A 13,653-nucleotide genomic window follows, 5' to 3' on the forward strand; every position below is an offset into this window, starting at 1 on the left:
CCTGCGAGGGCATTTGTCATGGTGGTTGCAAAGTTAGGATCGTTTCCTAACGCCGCCGCCAGCTCGTTCAGGGTATCAAGCGCCGCAGGTGATGAGCCAACAAGCGCAGCCAGAGCTGATTTTACGAAAGCAGTAGTGGCAATTTGCGTATTGTTGACAGTCTGCGCAGCCGTGGGCGCCGTCGGCGTTCCGGTCAGGGCAGGGCTTGCCAGTGGGGCTTTCAGTGCAAGCGCGTTAGTAATGGTGGTGCTGAAATTAGGATCATTGTTGATAGCCGCAGCAATTTCTTTCAGCGTGTCCAGCGTAGCCGGGGCGCCATTCACCAGGGCGATCAGAGCCGCCTGCACAAACGCAGTCGTGGCAAGCTGAGTGGTATTGTTACCTGCAGCTGCAGTCGGGGCTTTTGGGGTGCCGGTAAACGTCGGGCTGGCTTTTGTCGCATATTGCGTATGCGGATCAGCTGCAGCAAGATGCGCCGCCATCAGCTCATCGACATACACCTTCAGTTCCAGCACCTTGTCATCAACATATTTTCGGGTTGCCAGCACTACGGACGGATCAATTTTCAGCGTAATGTTATCGGTGCTGCTGGTAATCAGTACCATGCGCACTGTCTGCGTGCGGCCGCTTCCCTCTGCCAGCTGCGGCTTATAGCTCTCCGGGCAGTTCCCCACTGCGATCAGCGCGCCCGTTTCATCAAACAGCCCAACCTCACGAATCCACCAACCGCCCTCCGTTTCAGGAATCACCTGCTCAGCAATAATCTGGCTGCTGTTCTGCGGATCGATGTAAAGCATGTTCAGGTCAGCGCGCCGCTTTTCGGAAACCAGCTTCGTCTGTTGTGCGCTGGGAGTTGGAAGCACGCCGCCGCCATCCCCCACCGCCATCTGGGTAATTTTCAGCGGCACACCGAGCGCGGCAGCGCTTGCCAGTTTCGCCGCGCCAATATCCGTCAGCAGGGTATAAAATTTTGCGCTCATGGGTTCACTCTCATTGTGTCGATAACATGGACGGCGCCGCCCTCGTAGGCAGTGCCACCGGAAATGATGGTTTCGTTGATATACGGGTAAATCGTGATTTCTTCGCCGGTGTAAGTGGCAGCTCCCACAAAATATGGCCCGCTCGTCTGCAGATTTATGGACATGCCGATCAGATGCCGACTGCAGGGTTTGGCGTCACCAATCAGGCGCTCCAGCTCCAGATAGGTTTCTTCTGTTATGCCCTGGTCCTGCACCCCAATATCCAGGCGAAACGTGCCCGGCGCCTCGCCGGTCTGCCACCATTCAATGATGCGGATCAGAAAGCCGAACGGCTCCACCACACGCCGCACCGCGCTGGTTGTGCCCTTGTGCTGATGGATATAGAACGCATCCTGCACAACACGGCGCTTCACGCTCTCCGCCCATCCTTCGTCCCAGCGATCAACCGAAAAGGCCCACGCCAGATACGGCAGAAACTTGACCGGGCATGTTGCCGGGTTCCATAAATTCCGCAGCGGCACCTGCAGATCGGAAATTCCGCTGCAGGTCTGAGCAAGTCGGCGCTCAAGCGCCGATGAACCAGGAGGAAGCAGACTATTCATCCGTTCCCCCGTTGGTTACGCTCCATTCCGTACATGAAGCGGCTTGTGTCTTATCCAGCACCACATCAGCGAGCGGCGAGGCCAGTTCAACACGCTGCACACCTTCAACATGCAGCGCGGCATAAATAGCACTGCGGCGAATATCACGCCCCAGCCTCGTCTGGCTGGCGATATATTTCTGCAGGCTGGCTTTTGCCGCCTCCATCACCGGCTCAGCTTCTGGCCCCGGGTAAAGAAAGATCGTCGCATCCACGCTGTACGGAATGATTTCAGCGCTGCGCACCGTCAGACGGTCAGCAACCGGCCGCACGTTCTCACTGTTAAGCGCCTGTTCAATCACAGCCAGCAGATCCGCCGCAGCCGTTCCGTCGCCCTCACGGCTCAGCACGGTAAGCACCACCTCCGCCGGGGCCGGGCTGGTTGCGCTGGCGTCAGCCACTCGCCCGTCAGCGCTTTTAGCGTGAAACTCGTAAGCTCCCGTTGGGCCTGCAACTGACAGCCCTTCAAAAGCTGCAGGAACACGCTGACGCAGAGCCTCATCACTTTCCATCACGGCAGCAACCGGCGGTACCGCGTCGTTATCGGCAGGAATAACCGTCAGACGTTTTACGTTGCAGTTACCGGCCAGCTGATCGAGATCACTCCCCATGGAATAAGCCACCATGACCGCCTGCGCCGCCTCGTTAATGCGCTGACGCAGGAGGATTTCACGATACGCATTTTCCTGCAGGAGCTTGGTCACGGGTTCAGACTCCAGCTCAAGCGTGCGTCTTACCGCGTCCTGCTCGTCTGCCGGATAAAGGGCTACAAACGCGGCTTTCCGTTCGTTTAGCAGCGTTTTAAAATCCGGCACATCCACTATCTGCGGGGCGGGCAGCTGGGAAAGGTCAATGACTGCCATTGTCTGCTCCTGTTGATACCGAAAGTGAAACCGGCGCGCCGTTATCACGCTGCCCGGTAAGCTCAACCACCATCGAACCATCAAAACTGCTGTTTATGGTGATGGAATCCAGGGTAAGCCGTGGCTCCCAGCGACTCAGAGCCACATAGACCGCAGACATAACCTGCAGGCGCAGCGCCGGGTTCTGCGGCTGGTCTATCAGTTCAGACAGAAGCGAGCCGTATTCCCTCCGGGCAATGCGGCTCCCCTGCGGGGTCAGCAGAATATCCCGGACCGACTGGCGCAGGTGGTCCGTGTCGGTAATGGCCCTGCCGTTGTCCTGACTCATGCCGATATACAGCGTCATACCGGACCTCCCGATGTATCACCGCCGGACTTAACGCCGGTATGACCGTGTTTATCGACTACGATCCCGTTAGAACTCATGGCGCCGCCGCCCTGGGTGACGCCACCATTGATCACCACTTCGCTGTTTATGCGCGTGTTGCTTGCTTCCACCACAAATTCCCCCGTTTTCAGGGTTATGTTATCTGCAGCCTCGATCACCATGGATTTGATGCCCCGCACATGCCAGCGGCCGGTCGCTGGTTCATATTCAAACCAGCCACCGTCCGGGTATTCCGTTACGCAGCCGTCCACAGAGTCCGACGGCGGGGCGAACTGGTTGGAATAGATCGCAGGTAAGGCAAAAGCGGTTTCCAGATTGCCGCCCATACTCAGCACCACCACCTGCTCATCCGGCGACGGGCACCACCATGTACGGGCACCGCCTGCGCGCAGTGTCAGCCAGTTAATCCAGTTGGTTTCAAGCTCGCCCACTTTCACCCGGCACAGCCAGTTTTCCCGGTCCACTTCGGTTACGGTGCCGGTGCGGATCAGGTTGGTGATAAGGCGCATGATTTCGGTTAGTTGTGCGTTCATAACGAAAGGTTGCCATCAGAGGGAAAAGGGAGGCAGCGTTAGGTTTTGTGCCGTCCGTGACACAAATTTCACTCCGACAGCCAGCGCAACAGCGTGTCACGGGTGATGGTTTCCACCTCATCATTCACGCCCAAAAGACGGCGTGCCGGGTACCGGGCCTCCGGGCCGTTGCGTCTGACTCGATCACGCAGACCATAATGGTGAACACGGGCGATGCGCTGGACTTTCCCATCAAACTGCACGCTGGCAGAGTCCGCAGTGGCTGCGGTTTTCAGGTATTTAGTGGTGCGCAATTTGGCGAACATCTGGCGCTTGATGCGCCCCTTTTTACTTCTGGCCGTCACCCGGCGCGGCTCAAAGGTGGTGCCGTCTGGATTACGCTGCAGCCTGATATTTTGCTGTTGCGACCGGCGCAGCTCCTGCGCCAGTTGTCGCATCATACGGTTGCGGGCTGCCGGTTCCAGATTCGCCAGCAGGGCCGCCAGCCAGTCATCCACCCTCTGCAGGTCATCCACGTTTCACCGTCCACATTTCTTCGGGTACGTCGGGTTCCGGCACCGCTTCAACGCTCGATACGGTGCCGTCTGTGCTGACAATCACGCGCTCCGTTAGCTGCAGATTGAGGCTGATATCACACAGATCATTGCTCAGGATATCGACGTCAAAGGTAAAAAGTTTTTCGCGCAGCTCCGGGTTGTTGATAGCGTCCGGTTGATTGGTCATTAACCAGAGCAATACGGGCGCCATCACTAAATTCTGGTTGCCGCTAAAATCTTCAATCACCACGTTCAGGGTGTAGCGGTATTCCCATGACATTGAACGGGCGCCGGTTGCAACCAGCGAACCGTTATCAACAAAAAGGTGCAGTTTGTCCGGGTTGTCACGGACATACGCCACCGATTTATTCAGGGCGTTGCGTAAGGACTGCGGCTTGTTCACTGTCTTGCTCCTGACACGCTATGATCGTGTCCACTTTGTCGGCACATACCGCCCAGGCGGCCTCAGTCTCATCCAGCACCTGGTTCAAATCCCCATTACTGCGCGGCGCTGACCTGTCCAGGCGGCACTGCGTCACTTTTGGACAACCACTCACGGTAAGCTGCACCTCCGGCGAGGGCCGGGCGGTCCCGCAGCCGGATAATGTCAGCAGGCAAAGGAGTGTCAGCCCAGCGGCGTAAATCCTCGTTTTCACGTTTTAGCTCCTCGATCCGGCGCTGGCGGCTCCGCAACAGCGCGGAAGTCTCCTCCGCTGCAGCATAAAGTTGCATCTGCGCCCGGCTGTTGGTTTCAGTAAGAATGGACAGGCTGATGAGCTGGCTGTTTTTCTTCGCCAGCTCCTGCTTGTTCTTTTTAAGCGCCTCAGCCTGCGTCCCGATGGTGTGACCGGCATTGTTAAGCCGCCATGACTGCCAGCCCAGCAATGCCAGCACCAGAGCCAGGATCACCGCCAGCGCGCGCGTCATGCCCCTGCCCCTTTAAGACACCAGGCAAGCTCACGGGCGCGCCGGTTTTCCAGCCCTTTATTCCGTTGACCATTTACATAAACCCAGCGGGGGAGCTGGTTGCACGCCTGCCACCATTGCTGGCGATTGATGTAAGAAACCATTGTTGACCGGCAGATTGCCCCCGTTCCGACATTGAAACCGATACTGATCAGGGCATCGTAAACATGCTGAGGTGGCTTAACCTGCAGACAGGCTTCAATCCTTTTTTCCGTCAGCAACACGTTATTAATCAGCCCCTGCGCGGCCTGTCGCTCCGTTATGGTTTTGCCCGGTACTACCCCGGACGTATTGCCGATCCCGTCAGTCCATACCCCGGCGCTGCACTGGTATGGCTGGAGGCGACACCCTTCGAAATCAGCAATCAGTTTCAGCCCCTCGACGGAGGTATGAAGCGACTGAAAACCCGGCAGCGTGGCGGCAATCGCCAGCACCGCGCCGACCAGGCAACGCTTAACGATTGAAGGACTCATATTCCCCCCTGGATATTCTGCCGTCCCGCAGCAGCTGGTAGGCTTTCCAGCGTAAATAACAGGTCACCGCTGCAGTAATAATCCCCAGCGCAAGACCGGTGATGGTCGACACATCTTTAAGAGACAAATCGCCGAGCCATGCCAGAAGCAGGGCAACGCAGTAAGTGATAAAGGCGCTGATTCGTTCAAGCGTCATAGTTCAGTCCCATAACTGGACAGTCTGCGCAGTGGTTGACGCCGTAATGTCCGGCAGCTCCACCTGCAGCCCGTGCGGTAAAAAGGGGCCATATTCAGCCAGCCCCGGATTCGCCTGCAGCACCTGTTCAGTGACTCCCTGCGTGCGCCCGTAATGGCGCCAGCAGAGTGCGTCCACCGTGTCATACTGATGCGCACGCACTTTCATCAAATCAGCTCCACCGTCATATGCGGCATATCGCGCAGGCGGGACTCCGCCCAGCGCACATCGCGCCACAGCTCGCCTAAGGTTGTTTCGATATCTTCAGCTTTCTTGCTTCCGTCGCCGGTTGCGTCAAAATCGCGATAGCGCTCAACCAGGTTTGCTTTTGCCCAGCAAAACACCGCACGGCGATACAGCATGAGCCGCTGGCTTTCGCCGTCGATCACATCAGCAGGGACGTCGGCCAGGCTCGCATACCCCTGCGCCCGTTGTTTCTCGCGGAACTCATAAAGATCGGCGTTAACTTCAGCAATCGCTGTCAGCAACGCCAGACGCAGGCGTGGATCGGTGACACTCCCATCCATGCGCATATCACGGCGGAACTCTGAAACCCTGACATCAGGCCAGAAACTGGTGTTTTTAATAACGTCCTGGGTACTTTCCCCGGCCTGTTCCGGCGAAACGAATTGCATATTTCTGGCACTCCCAAATAGTTGGGCGGTGGACGGGGTTTTGACGCGGCATAAAGCCTGTCGCCACCCCGTGCCGCCCCGCGCGTTGGCACGATTCGTTAAGCCGACATTGCCTGTCGCAATCGGCTTTCAAGCTTGTTGATTTCCGTTTTGACGCCAGAACTGTTATCCAGCTGCAGGGCACGCTTCAGATGGTTAAGTGCCGCCACTGCCTGATCGTTATCCCGCAGCGCGTAGCCCATCGCCTTATGAAGTCGGGCGCGGGACTGATCCGGCATATCCTGACCTTCAACGATATCGAGCACCTGGGTAAGAATGGCGGCACTGAATGATTCACCGGCAGAAAAAGCGCGCATTGCCGCGTCGGCAAACTCTTCCGCAACAGCGGTCCCGCAGGTCCGGTTGAATCGCTGCGGCAGGACCCAGCCGTGTTTAATGGCATGGCGGGCAATGTCCAGCGCGCCGGTATAATCTCCGGCATCAATGCGCCAGATCATGACGTACATCGCCACGTCGTCCTGGCCTGACGCGTCAGCATCCAGTAAACCGGCAATCCATGAGGCATAAGCGGGAAGAAACTCACGTTTGAGCTGAGCCTTGCGCTCGTTTGACTGGACGGTTTTAAGGCGCCTGCGGTGTTCTGTCAGCTGTAACAGCATCTGGTTGTAGCCCGTCAGGCTGGCATTACTGCCGCCCTGCCGGGCGGCATCCTGTGCCTGTACATACTGAGTGTGAGCACGGAACGGATTCATTTATCACGCTCCGGCGCCAGCACCGCCAGCTGCCTGCGCATCAAGCGCGCCTTTCACCGCTGCCGTGACGATTTCCTGGATGGTTTCAGTTGTCAGCGCTGGGCTGGCATTGCCACCTGCCTGCACGGGCAACAGTTCGATGTTCTCAACCAGGCAAACGCCGTCGTAATCTTCGACAACATACGCCTCGTTAACGGACTCGAAGTTTTCCACGCGGTCACGCTTCGGATTGTCGATGACCGAACGGCGGCGGGAGCCTGATTGCCAGTAAATAGACAGGTTATCCAGGCGGGTGATCAGCATGGCATTCGCCGGGAAGAACGGCGCACGAACGGCCGGGAGGTTGCCGATACGCTTCTGGCTGACGATAAGATCTGCCGCCAGCGTTTCGCTGTTTGGCTGGTCACGGTTGACGATCGGGAAATATTTATCCGCCAGTAACTGGCGCCCGACGATAACCACAAGCTCCGTATCTTCCTGATACCACGGCGCGATTTTCTCATTCACGGCGCCCATAACCAGCGCGTCCAGATTCAGGAAATCACCGCCTTTACCGACACGGATAGTCTGAGAAATAACCTCGCCTTCGGACACGATCTTATCCATCACCTGTACGGGTTTCTCCTGGCGGATTTTTTCCAGCCAGCCGATATTCACATCCTGCAGCAGTGGATAGGTCGCGCGGTCTGACGTTTTTTCACGCTTCACGCCGTTGAAGCCGATCATGATGCGGTCAAGCGCCTGGCGGGTAATGATGGCGTCACGGATGCGCGTCTGGAAGTCCTGGAATTTGGCCCATAAATCCAGCTTCGCATAGGGCAGCGCCGTATCAGAGTTGGTCTGGGTACACTTGTACCCTTCACCGTCGATGTAAGTCGGATCAACGGGTTCACGGTCTTTCTGGGTGGTATCAGTATTTCCGGCAATACTGGAACCAATACCCAGCCCCAGACGCTCGCCGGACTGCTCATCAACCGGGATAATGTTGATTTTCTGCAGGAACGAGGAAGACTCCTGGATTTTCGTTTCCAGCGTCTGCGCCACTGACGGCTCAGCCGTATATTTCGAGGCGATATCGCTCACAGATACGCCGTTGAGTTTGGCGAGCTGCGTCAGATAGCCGTTGAATTTAAAACGTGTCTCTTTTTTCATTGTGCTTTTGCTCCGTCAGCAATCGGTGGTTTGTTCTGCGCCGTTATTGCCGGTCGCATTAGGGCGGCGTTCGCTGCGGCTGTCCTGAGTGGAAAGCTGCTCACGCAGGGTGGAGAGTGCGCTGGTTGTCTCATCAACAACCTTCTGCATATCGCTCAGCTTGTTGCTGAAATCGGTTTGATGGGTGCTGACCTGCTCCGCCAGCGCCTGATGCTCACGCGCGATGGTTTCAACAGCCTGATTCACATCAGCAAAGCGGGCGTTATCATCGGCGCCCTTGCGGGACAGCAGCTCTTTCACGCGGGTAAACAGGCTGGTTTTTTCCGGCACGTCCTCAAACTCGATGAGCGTTTCAACAGCAGCGGTAAACAGGTTGTCTTTGTCCAGCTTGCGGCGCGCCAGGGGGTTATGTTCTGCGCTGGCGCTGAACTGCAGCATTTCAGTGCCGAGGCTTGCCGGATCGTCAGTAATCGCCAGGCCAACCAAATAAGCAGAGCCGGTATCGGCAAAGCTGGTGTTTACTTCCATTGAGGTGAAAAGCTTCTGCCAGTTGCTGGTCATCGTGACCAGATCGTCAGTCGGGGCAATCCAGCCATACAGCGCCATTTTCCCGGACAATGCCCCTTCGGTAATTTCTTCCGCTTCCAGCTTTTCCACCATGCCAAAACGACGGAAGGGCCCATCAGGAGTAAAGCCCTTGATGTGCTCCATATTGATCAGCGCGGTGTATACCTGCGGGTTATAGCTCGCTGCCATCTGGGTGAGCCATTCACGCTCAATAACGCGCCCGTCAGTAGTGGCCCCTTCGACCCCAATACGAAAACGCTTAGATTTTTTTGCCATCGGTCCGGCTCCGGTTAGTTAGTTCGTAACACGTTCAGAGCCTTATGTTTGCGGTGATGGGCGCGTGTAAACAACGCGTTGGGCTTGTGCGAACTCCCACACAATGCGAAGCCGGGGAAAGTGCTGATTTGAGGCCGTATGTTTGTGCCATGACAACACTGACCCCCGCAGACCTCGATCCCCGTCGTCAGGCAATGCTGATGTACTTTCAGGGATACCGCGTAGCCCGCATTGCTGAAATGCTGGGCGAGAAAGTTGCAACCGTTCACAGCTGGAAAAAACGCGATAAGTGGGGCGAATATGGCCCACTGGATCAGATGCAGCTCACCACCGCCGCACGTTACTGCCAGCTCGTCATGAAGGAGCAGAAGGAAGGAAAGGACTTTAAAGAAATTGACCTGCTGGCGCGTCAGTCAGAACGACAGGCCAGGATCGGCAAATTTAACAATGGCGGCAATGAAGCAGACCTGAATCCGAACGTGGCGAACCGTAATAAAGGCCCGCGCAAGCCGCCGGAAAAAAACCTGTTTACCGACGAGCAGATCGAAAAGCTGGAAGAGATTTTCCGCGCCGGTATGTTCGAGTACCAGCGCCACTGGTGGGACGCTGGCATTAAGCACCGTATTCGCAACCTCTTAAAGTCACGCCAGATAGGTGCAACCTACTATTTCGCCCGTGAAGCGTTGATAGACGCGCTCACCACGGGGCGAAATCAAATCTTTCTGTCAGCGAGTAAAGCGCAGGCGCATGTTTTTAAACAGTACATCATCGACTTCGCAAAAGAGGTGGACGTTGAGCTGAAAGGCGATCCGATGGTGCTGCCTAACGGTGCCTGTCTTTACTTCCTCGGTACAAATGCCCGTACCGCGCAGAGCTATCACGGCAATCTGTATCTTGATGAGTATTTCTGGATTCCGAAATTCCAGGAGCTGCGCAAGGTGGCCTCCGGTATGGCGCTGCACAAAAAATGGCGCCAGACCTATTTCTCGACCCCTTCCAGCCTGACGCACAGCGCCTACCCGTTCTGGTCTGGCGCCCTGTTCAATAAAGGGCGCCCGAAAGCCGACAGGGTAGAATTTGACCTTTCTCACAGTAGCCTGGCGCACGGCGTTTTATGTCCTGACGGCCAGTACCGCCAGATAGTCACCATCGAAGATGCAGTAAACGGCGGGTGTAACCTTTTCGATCTGGACCAGCTGCGCCTGGAGTACAGCCCGGACGAATACAACAACCTGCTGATGTGTCAGTTTGTTGACGACCTGGCGTCCGTGTTCCCGCTGGCGTTGCTGCAGTCCTGCATGGTTGACAGCTGGGATGTGTGGGACGATTTCGAACCGCTTTTACTGCGTCCGTTTGCATACCACCCTGTCTGGATCGGCTATGACCCGGCAAAAGGAACGCAGAACGGTGACAGCGCCGGTTGCGTTGTCATTGCGCCTCCCGTCGTCCCCGGGGGTAAATTCCGTATCCTTGAGCGTCACCAGTGGCGCGGGATGGACTTTCGCGCCCAGGCCTCAGCGATTGAGGAAATCACCAGACGCTACAACGTGACCTACATCGGCATTGACTCGACCGGCGTTGGCGATGGCGTTTACAAAACGGTTAAGCAGTTTTTCCCTGCCGCGCGTGAGTTTGTCTACAACCCGACCGTAAAAAATGCCCTGGTGCTTAAAGCCTACGACATCATCAGCGGGCGCCGTCTGGAGTTTGACGCGGGGATGCTGGATATAGCGCAGTCCTTTATGTCCATTCGCCGTTCAACCACCGCCAGCGGCAACCGGCCAACCTACGAAGCAGCCCGCACAGAGGAAGCCAGCCACGCGGATTTAGCCTGGGCAACCATGCACGCACTTTATAACGAACCACTGGCAGGAGCTTCCGCCAGTACAAGCAACATTGTGGAGATTTTTTAATGGCTAACCGCAAAAACCGCAGCAAGGCACCGCGCGGCCAGACCGCCACCGATACGGCCAACATGGTCAGTAATGCACATGCGGAGGCGTTTACGTTTGGCGATCCGATCCCCGTGATGGACCGCCGGGAGTTATTTGATTACCTGGAGTGCGTGCAGGTGGACCGCTGGTACGAACCACCGATCAGCATGGATGGCCTGGCGCGAACTTACCGCGCCGCCGTACATCACTCCAGCGCCATTCAGGTAAAACGCAATATTCTTACCAGTACCTTCATCCCTCACCGCTGGCTGTCTAAACAAGCCTTTTCCCGGTTCGCCCAGGACTTTCTGGTATTTGGTAACGCGTATCTTGAAAAACGCTTGAACCGGTTAGGCCAGATCATGGAGCTGCGCGCTTCGCTTGCGAAATACACCCGCCGCGGCATTGACCAGGACACCTACTGGTTTGCACAGTATGGTCACAACTCACAGCCCTATCAGTTCGATGAGGGAAGCGTGTTTCATCTGATGGAACCTGACGTTAACCAGGAGCTATACGGAATGCCGGAATACCTCTCTGCCATTCCTTCCGCACTGCTGAATGAATCGGCCACACTGTTTCGCCGTAAGTATTACCTCAACGGTAGCCATGCTGGTTTTATCATGTACATGAGCGACCCCGCCGCCGATCAGAAAGACGTGGACAACATACGCGAAGCACTTAAAAAATCGAAAGGACCAGGCAACTTCCGCAACCTGTTTATGTACAGCCCGAACGGTAAGAAAGACGGTATTCAGATCATCCCGCTGTCAGAAGTCGCAGCGAAAGATGAGTTTCTTAACATCAAAAACGTGAGCCGTGATGACATGCTGGCAGCTCACCGCGTACCGCCCCAACTGATGGGGATCATTCCGACGAATACTGGCGGATTTGGTGATGTCGAAAAAGCTGCGCGCGTGTTCGTACGCAATGAGCTGATGTCTTTACAGAAGCGAATGATGGAAGTTAACGACTGGCTGGACGATGAAGTGATTAGTTTCGAACCATATATCTTAGATGCACGAGATTAGAACAAAAAAGGCGCTCTTAAGAGCGCCTTTTTACATCTTTGCGTTAGCAAACAGCATACGAGCCATCAAATCCAACAGAATGCACCTTCTTTGATGCAACCTCATTACTACGACGTTGGATTACCTTTGCAATGCTTTTTAGAATTGAGGGGGATGCGTTTCTAACCTTTACCTGCTTCAGGACTTTGGTAGCACCAAATTTTACAACCAGCACACCAAAGATTTCATCAGAGTAAGATTCGGAAATTGAATAAACGCCGCTCAAATCCAGATCTACTGAGTTCCCCTCTTTGATAAAAACTTCAATCTTGTGTCGCTGGGGGATAGCCTGATTGCGCGAAGCCAGGTCACCCTCGGGTAACTTGTATGCGATTTTGTTCATTACTCTCCTCCTAACGCCCGCATGATTTCCATAAGCTGAGGGTCATTTTCTTCGTTATCGTTATCTACTGCCAGTTGATGAATCTTAAAGCGGCATGAAATCGCAACACCCGGCCAATCATTACGTAACTCAGTGTAGCTCACTTCATCACCAATTGCCTCTAAGCATACATTTCCTGTAGCCAGTTGCAATTCCCCGTTGTATGTTTTTACCAATTTCATCAAGTGGTACAACCCAAGCCCTTGATGGTTATTCTCTTTTTCTTTTACAGCAACCCCATTACCAAACATACTTCCACCCATAAAATCCTGAGGAAGCTGTTGCGCCCAATCATCCTGTAGATCGGCATGTTTTGAAGAATGCCCTTCCTGGATACACCATGCGATAGCATCACGATGAGATTCAATACCCTGAATGCCTGCTCGCCGTAGCTCCCTCAGAAAGCCCAACCCGCAATCGGCTAAAGAAAACTCTAAGTAATGCTCTTGTCTATTCGTATGAGGGACTGCCGAGCGTTGTGCAAAGGAGAAGCCTGTCGATTTACCATGTGACCAGACGTTATCATGAAGCTCGCCTATCACATGAGTCAGGTCCGTAAGCCCCTTTGGGTAGTCTCGCGGATCACGCTCAGGGAAAGTTAACTGCCGTACGCAACTGTTAATGCTACTGGTTGCGGTATCAACAGCCTCAACATTCGTTAGAGCTGTAACTAAACTGTAATTTTTTCCAACATTAACACGCTCTTGCTGATACTGGTCCTGTCCCCATAACGCTCCCTGCAAATTTATGGCTCTCATGTAGTCAGGGCTGGATAAGGTACAGTTTTCCTCAGCAATCCGATGATGGTTTACGTAAGCGGCTAATACGGTAATAAATCCGGGGTGCCAGTGGTTGTTTGGCAAAAGTAACTTGTTCTCATCTTTCTGATGAAATGCAGCTGTGTGAACAATAGCGTCTTTTAATCCTAAACCCATTAGCCGAGCCTTTTTTGTCGATTTTTGCTCATCATATAACTTAGGTGTTTTCAGAGCAAAGCCAACTCTGAAACTAAGGTTAAAATCGCTCACATCCGACCATATCACCCAAAACCGCGCGCTCGTAGCCCCGCCACGCCTGCCCGCTTTACGAAGTGGTTTTCATGCACCTGCATGACTTAAGCAAAAGCCCGCCATTCCTGACGGTCCTCGGCTAAAACGATCCTCAAACGATCATGCGGATTCATGCGGCATAGACATGCACCCTTTGAAATTTCGCTGTTACATCGTAGTTTATGCACATCAATTTGATTCAGAATCAAATCTACATACGAT

The 13,653-nt window shown here is 54.8% G+C and carries 20 protein-coding genes; 2 read left to right on the forward strand and 18 right to left on the reverse strand.

Features of this window, described 5'->3' with window-relative positions:
* From AX755_RS04070 to AX755_RS04145, 16 genes are all read right to left on the reverse strand, one after another.
* Positions 1-980, reverse strand: a 980-nt coding sequence (locus AX755_RS04070) for a phage tail protein (RefSeq protein WP_197474125.1), incomplete at its 3' end; no start/stop codon positions are given.
* On the reverse strand, positions 977-1,582 hold the full coding sequence (locus AX755_RS04075) for a phage tail protein I (protein ID WP_062856335.1): 606 nt from the start codon (positions 1,580-1,582) through the stop codon (positions 977-979). The genes AX755_RS04070 and AX755_RS04075, both read right to left, overlap by 4 nt.
* Entirely contained in the window at positions 1,575-2,483 is a 909-nt protein-coding gene (locus AX755_RS04080; RefSeq protein ID WP_062856336.1) for a baseplate assembly protein, read from the reverse strand. The genes AX755_RS04075 and AX755_RS04080 overlap by 8 nt, the downstream gene beginning before the upstream one ends.
* Positions 2,470-2,829, reverse strand: a complete 360-nt coding sequence (locus AX755_RS04085) for a GPW/gp25 family protein (protein WP_062856337.1) — start codon at positions 2,827-2,829, stop codon at positions 2,470-2,472. Before AX755_RS04085 ends, AX755_RS04080 begins: the two co-directional genes overlap by 14 nt.
* Positions 2,826-3,404 carry a phage baseplate assembly protein V gene (locus tag AX755_RS04090; RefSeq protein ID WP_014884896.1) on the reverse strand — a complete coding sequence of 193 codons (579 nt, stop codon included), beginning with the start codon at positions 3,402-3,404 and terminating at the stop codon, positions 2,826-2,828. The genes AX755_RS04085 and AX755_RS04090 overlap by 4 nt, the downstream gene beginning before the upstream one ends.
* Positions 3,405-3,472: 68 nt before the next feature.
* Complete coding sequence (locus AX755_RS04095) at positions 3,473-3,919, reverse strand: phage virion morphogenesis protein (RefSeq protein WP_014884897.1); 447 nt, start codon at positions 3,917-3,919, stop codon at positions 3,473-3,475.
* Complete coding sequence (locus AX755_RS04100; protein WP_014884898.1) at positions 3,912-4,343, reverse strand: phage tail protein; 432 nt, start codon at positions 4,341-4,343, stop codon at positions 3,912-3,914. The genes AX755_RS04095 and AX755_RS04100 overlap by 8 nt, the downstream gene beginning before the upstream one ends.
* On the reverse strand, positions 4,306-4,554 hold the full coding sequence (lysC, locus tag AX755_RS25700; protein ID WP_226866662.1) for an Rz1-like lysis system protein LysC: 249 nt from the start codon (positions 4,552-4,554) through the stop codon (positions 4,306-4,308). Before lysC ends, AX755_RS04100 begins: the two co-directional genes overlap by 38 nt.
* Positions 4,439-4,867 (reverse strand): Rz-like lysis system protein LysB, encoded by a 429-nt coding sequence (gene lysB / locus AX755_RS04110; protein WP_014884900.1) that lies wholly within the window; start codon positions 4,865-4,867, stop codon positions 4,439-4,441. The genes lysC and lysB overlap by 116 nt, the downstream gene beginning before the upstream one ends.
* A complete protein-coding gene (locus AX755_RS04115) occupies positions 4,864-5,379 on the reverse strand; it encodes a lysozyme (RefSeq protein ID WP_014884901.1) in 516 nt (171 codons plus the stop codon). Before AX755_RS04115 ends, lysB begins: the two co-directional genes overlap by 4 nt.
* Positions 5,360-5,575: a hypothetical protein gene (locus AX755_RS04120; protein ID WP_014884902.1), complete on the reverse strand. Its 216-nt coding sequence runs from the start codon at positions 5,573-5,575 to the stop codon at positions 5,360-5,362. The genes AX755_RS04115 and AX755_RS04120 overlap by 20 nt, the downstream gene beginning before the upstream one ends.
* A 3-nt stretch (positions 5,576-5,578) precedes the next feature.
* Positions 5,579-5,782 (reverse strand): tail protein X, encoded by a 204-nt coding sequence (locus AX755_RS04125; RefSeq protein WP_000868184.1) that lies wholly within the window; start codon positions 5,780-5,782, stop codon positions 5,579-5,581.
* Entirely contained in the window at positions 5,782-6,249 is a 468-nt protein-coding gene (locus tag AX755_RS04130; protein WP_014884903.1) for a head completion/stabilization protein, read from the reverse strand. The genes AX755_RS04125 and AX755_RS04130 overlap by 1 nt, the downstream gene beginning before the upstream one ends.
* 98 nt (positions 6,250-6,347) lie before the next feature.
* Entirely contained in the window at positions 6,348-7,001 is a 654-nt protein-coding gene (gene gpM / locus AX755_RS04135) for a phage terminase small subunit (RefSeq protein ID WP_006777754.1), read from the reverse strand.
* Between the two features lie 3 nt (positions 7,002-7,004).
* Positions 7,005-8,153, reverse strand: a complete 1,149-nt coding sequence (locus AX755_RS04140; RefSeq protein WP_016150809.1) for a phage major capsid protein, P2 family — start codon at positions 8,151-8,153, stop codon at positions 7,005-7,007.
* A gap of 15 nt (positions 8,154-8,168) precedes the next feature.
* Positions 8,169-8,996: a GPO family capsid scaffolding protein gene (locus AX755_RS04145; RefSeq protein ID WP_047747767.1), complete on the reverse strand. Its 828-nt coding sequence runs from the start codon at positions 8,994-8,996 to the stop codon at positions 8,169-8,171.
* 149 nt (positions 8,997-9,145) lie between these two features.
* On the opposite strand from AX755_RS04145, the gene AX755_RS04150 reads away from it, so the two are divergent.
* A complete protein-coding gene (locus tag AX755_RS04150; RefSeq protein ID WP_017382378.1) occupies positions 9,146-10,909 on the forward strand; it encodes a terminase ATPase subunit family protein in 1,764 nt (587 codons plus the stop codon).
* On the forward strand, positions 10,909-11,961 hold the full coding sequence (locus AX755_RS04155) for a phage portal protein (RefSeq protein WP_062856338.1): 1,053 nt from the start codon (positions 10,909-10,911) through the stop codon (positions 11,959-11,961). The genes AX755_RS04150 and AX755_RS04155 overlap by 1 nt, the downstream gene beginning before the upstream one ends.
* 43 nt (positions 11,962-12,004) lie before the next feature.
* Here AX755_RS04155 and AX755_RS04160 read toward each other — a convergent pair whose 3' ends face one another.
* Both AX755_RS04160 and AX755_RS04165 read right to left on the reverse strand, forming a co-directional pair.
* Positions 12,005-12,343, reverse strand: coding sequence for an STAS-like domain-containing protein (locus AX755_RS04160; RefSeq protein ID WP_062856339.1), 339 nt, complete (start codon positions 12,341-12,343; stop codon positions 12,005-12,007).
* Positions 12,343-13,410 (reverse strand): hypothetical protein, encoded by a 1,068-nt coding sequence (locus AX755_RS04165; RefSeq protein ID WP_225855527.1) that lies wholly within the window; start codon positions 13,408-13,410, stop codon positions 12,343-12,345. Before AX755_RS04165 ends, AX755_RS04160 begins: the two co-directional genes overlap by 1 nt.
* Positions 13,411-13,653 lie beyond the last annotated feature (243 nt).

The organism is Enterobacter sp. SENG-6 (assembly GCF_001605945.1).
Taxonomy (GTDB): Bacteria; Pseudomonadota; Gammaproteobacteria; order Enterobacterales; family Enterobacteriaceae; genus Enterobacter; species Enterobacter cloacae.

Excerpts from the sequence above, each read along its gene's own strand:
- AX755_RS04075 (WP_062856335.1), bottom strand. The coding sequence starts at position 1,582 with ATGAATAGTCTGCTTCCTCCTGGTTCATCGGCGCTTGAGCGCCGACTT.
- AX755_RS04080 (WP_062856336.1), bottom strand. The coding sequence starts at position 2,483 with ATGGCAGTCATTGACCTTTCCCAGCTGCCCGCCCCGCAGATAGTGGAT.
- AX755_RS04085 (WP_062856337.1), bottom strand. The coding sequence starts at position 2,829 with ATGACGCTGTATATCGGCATGAGTCAGGACAACGGCAGGGCCATTACC.
- AX755_RS04090 (WP_014884896.1), bottom strand. The coding sequence starts at position 3,404 with ATGAACGCACAACTAACCGAAATCATGCGCCTTATCACCAACCTGATC.
- lysB (WP_014884900.1), bottom strand. The coding sequence starts at position 4,867 with ATGACGCGCGCGCTGGCGGTGATCCTGGCTCTGGTGCTGGCATTGCTG.
- AX755_RS04115 (WP_014884901.1), bottom strand. The coding sequence starts at position 5,379 with ATGAGTCCTTCAATCGTTAAGCGTTGCCTGGTCGGCGCGGTGCTGGCG.
- AX755_RS04120 (WP_014884902.1), bottom strand. The coding sequence starts at position 5,575 with ATGACGCTTGAACGAATCAGCGCCTTTATCACTTACTGCGTTGCCCTG.
- AX755_RS04125 (WP_000868184.1), bottom strand. The coding sequence starts at position 5,782 with ATGAAAGTGCGTGCGCATCAGTATGACACGGTGGACGCACTCTGCTGG.
- AX755_RS04130 (WP_014884903.1), bottom strand. The coding sequence starts at position 6,249 with ATGCAATTCGTTTCGCCGGAACAGGCCGGGGAAAGTACCCAGGACGTT.
- gpM (WP_006777754.1), bottom strand. The coding sequence starts at position 7,001 with ATGAATCCGTTCCGTGCTCACACTCAGTATGTACAGGCACAGGATGCC.
- AX755_RS04140 (WP_016150809.1), bottom strand. The coding sequence starts at position 8,153 with ATGAAAAAAGAGACACGTTTTAAATTCAACGGCTATCTGACGCAGCTC.
- AX755_RS04145 (WP_047747767.1), bottom strand. The coding sequence starts at position 8,996 with ATGGCAAAAAAATCTAAGCGTTTTCGTATTGGGGTCGAAGGGGCCACT.
- AX755_RS04150 (WP_017382378.1), top strand. The coding sequence starts at position 9,146 with ATGACAACACTGACCCCCGCAGACCTCGATCCCCGTCGTCAGGCAATG.
- AX755_RS04155 (WP_062856338.1), top strand. The coding sequence starts at position 10,909 with ATGGCTAACCGCAAAAACCGCAGCAAGGCACCGCGCGGCCAGACCGCC.
- AX755_RS04160 (WP_062856339.1), bottom strand. The coding sequence starts at position 12,343 with ATGAACAAAATCGCATACAAGTTACCCGAGGGTGACCTGGCTTCGCGC.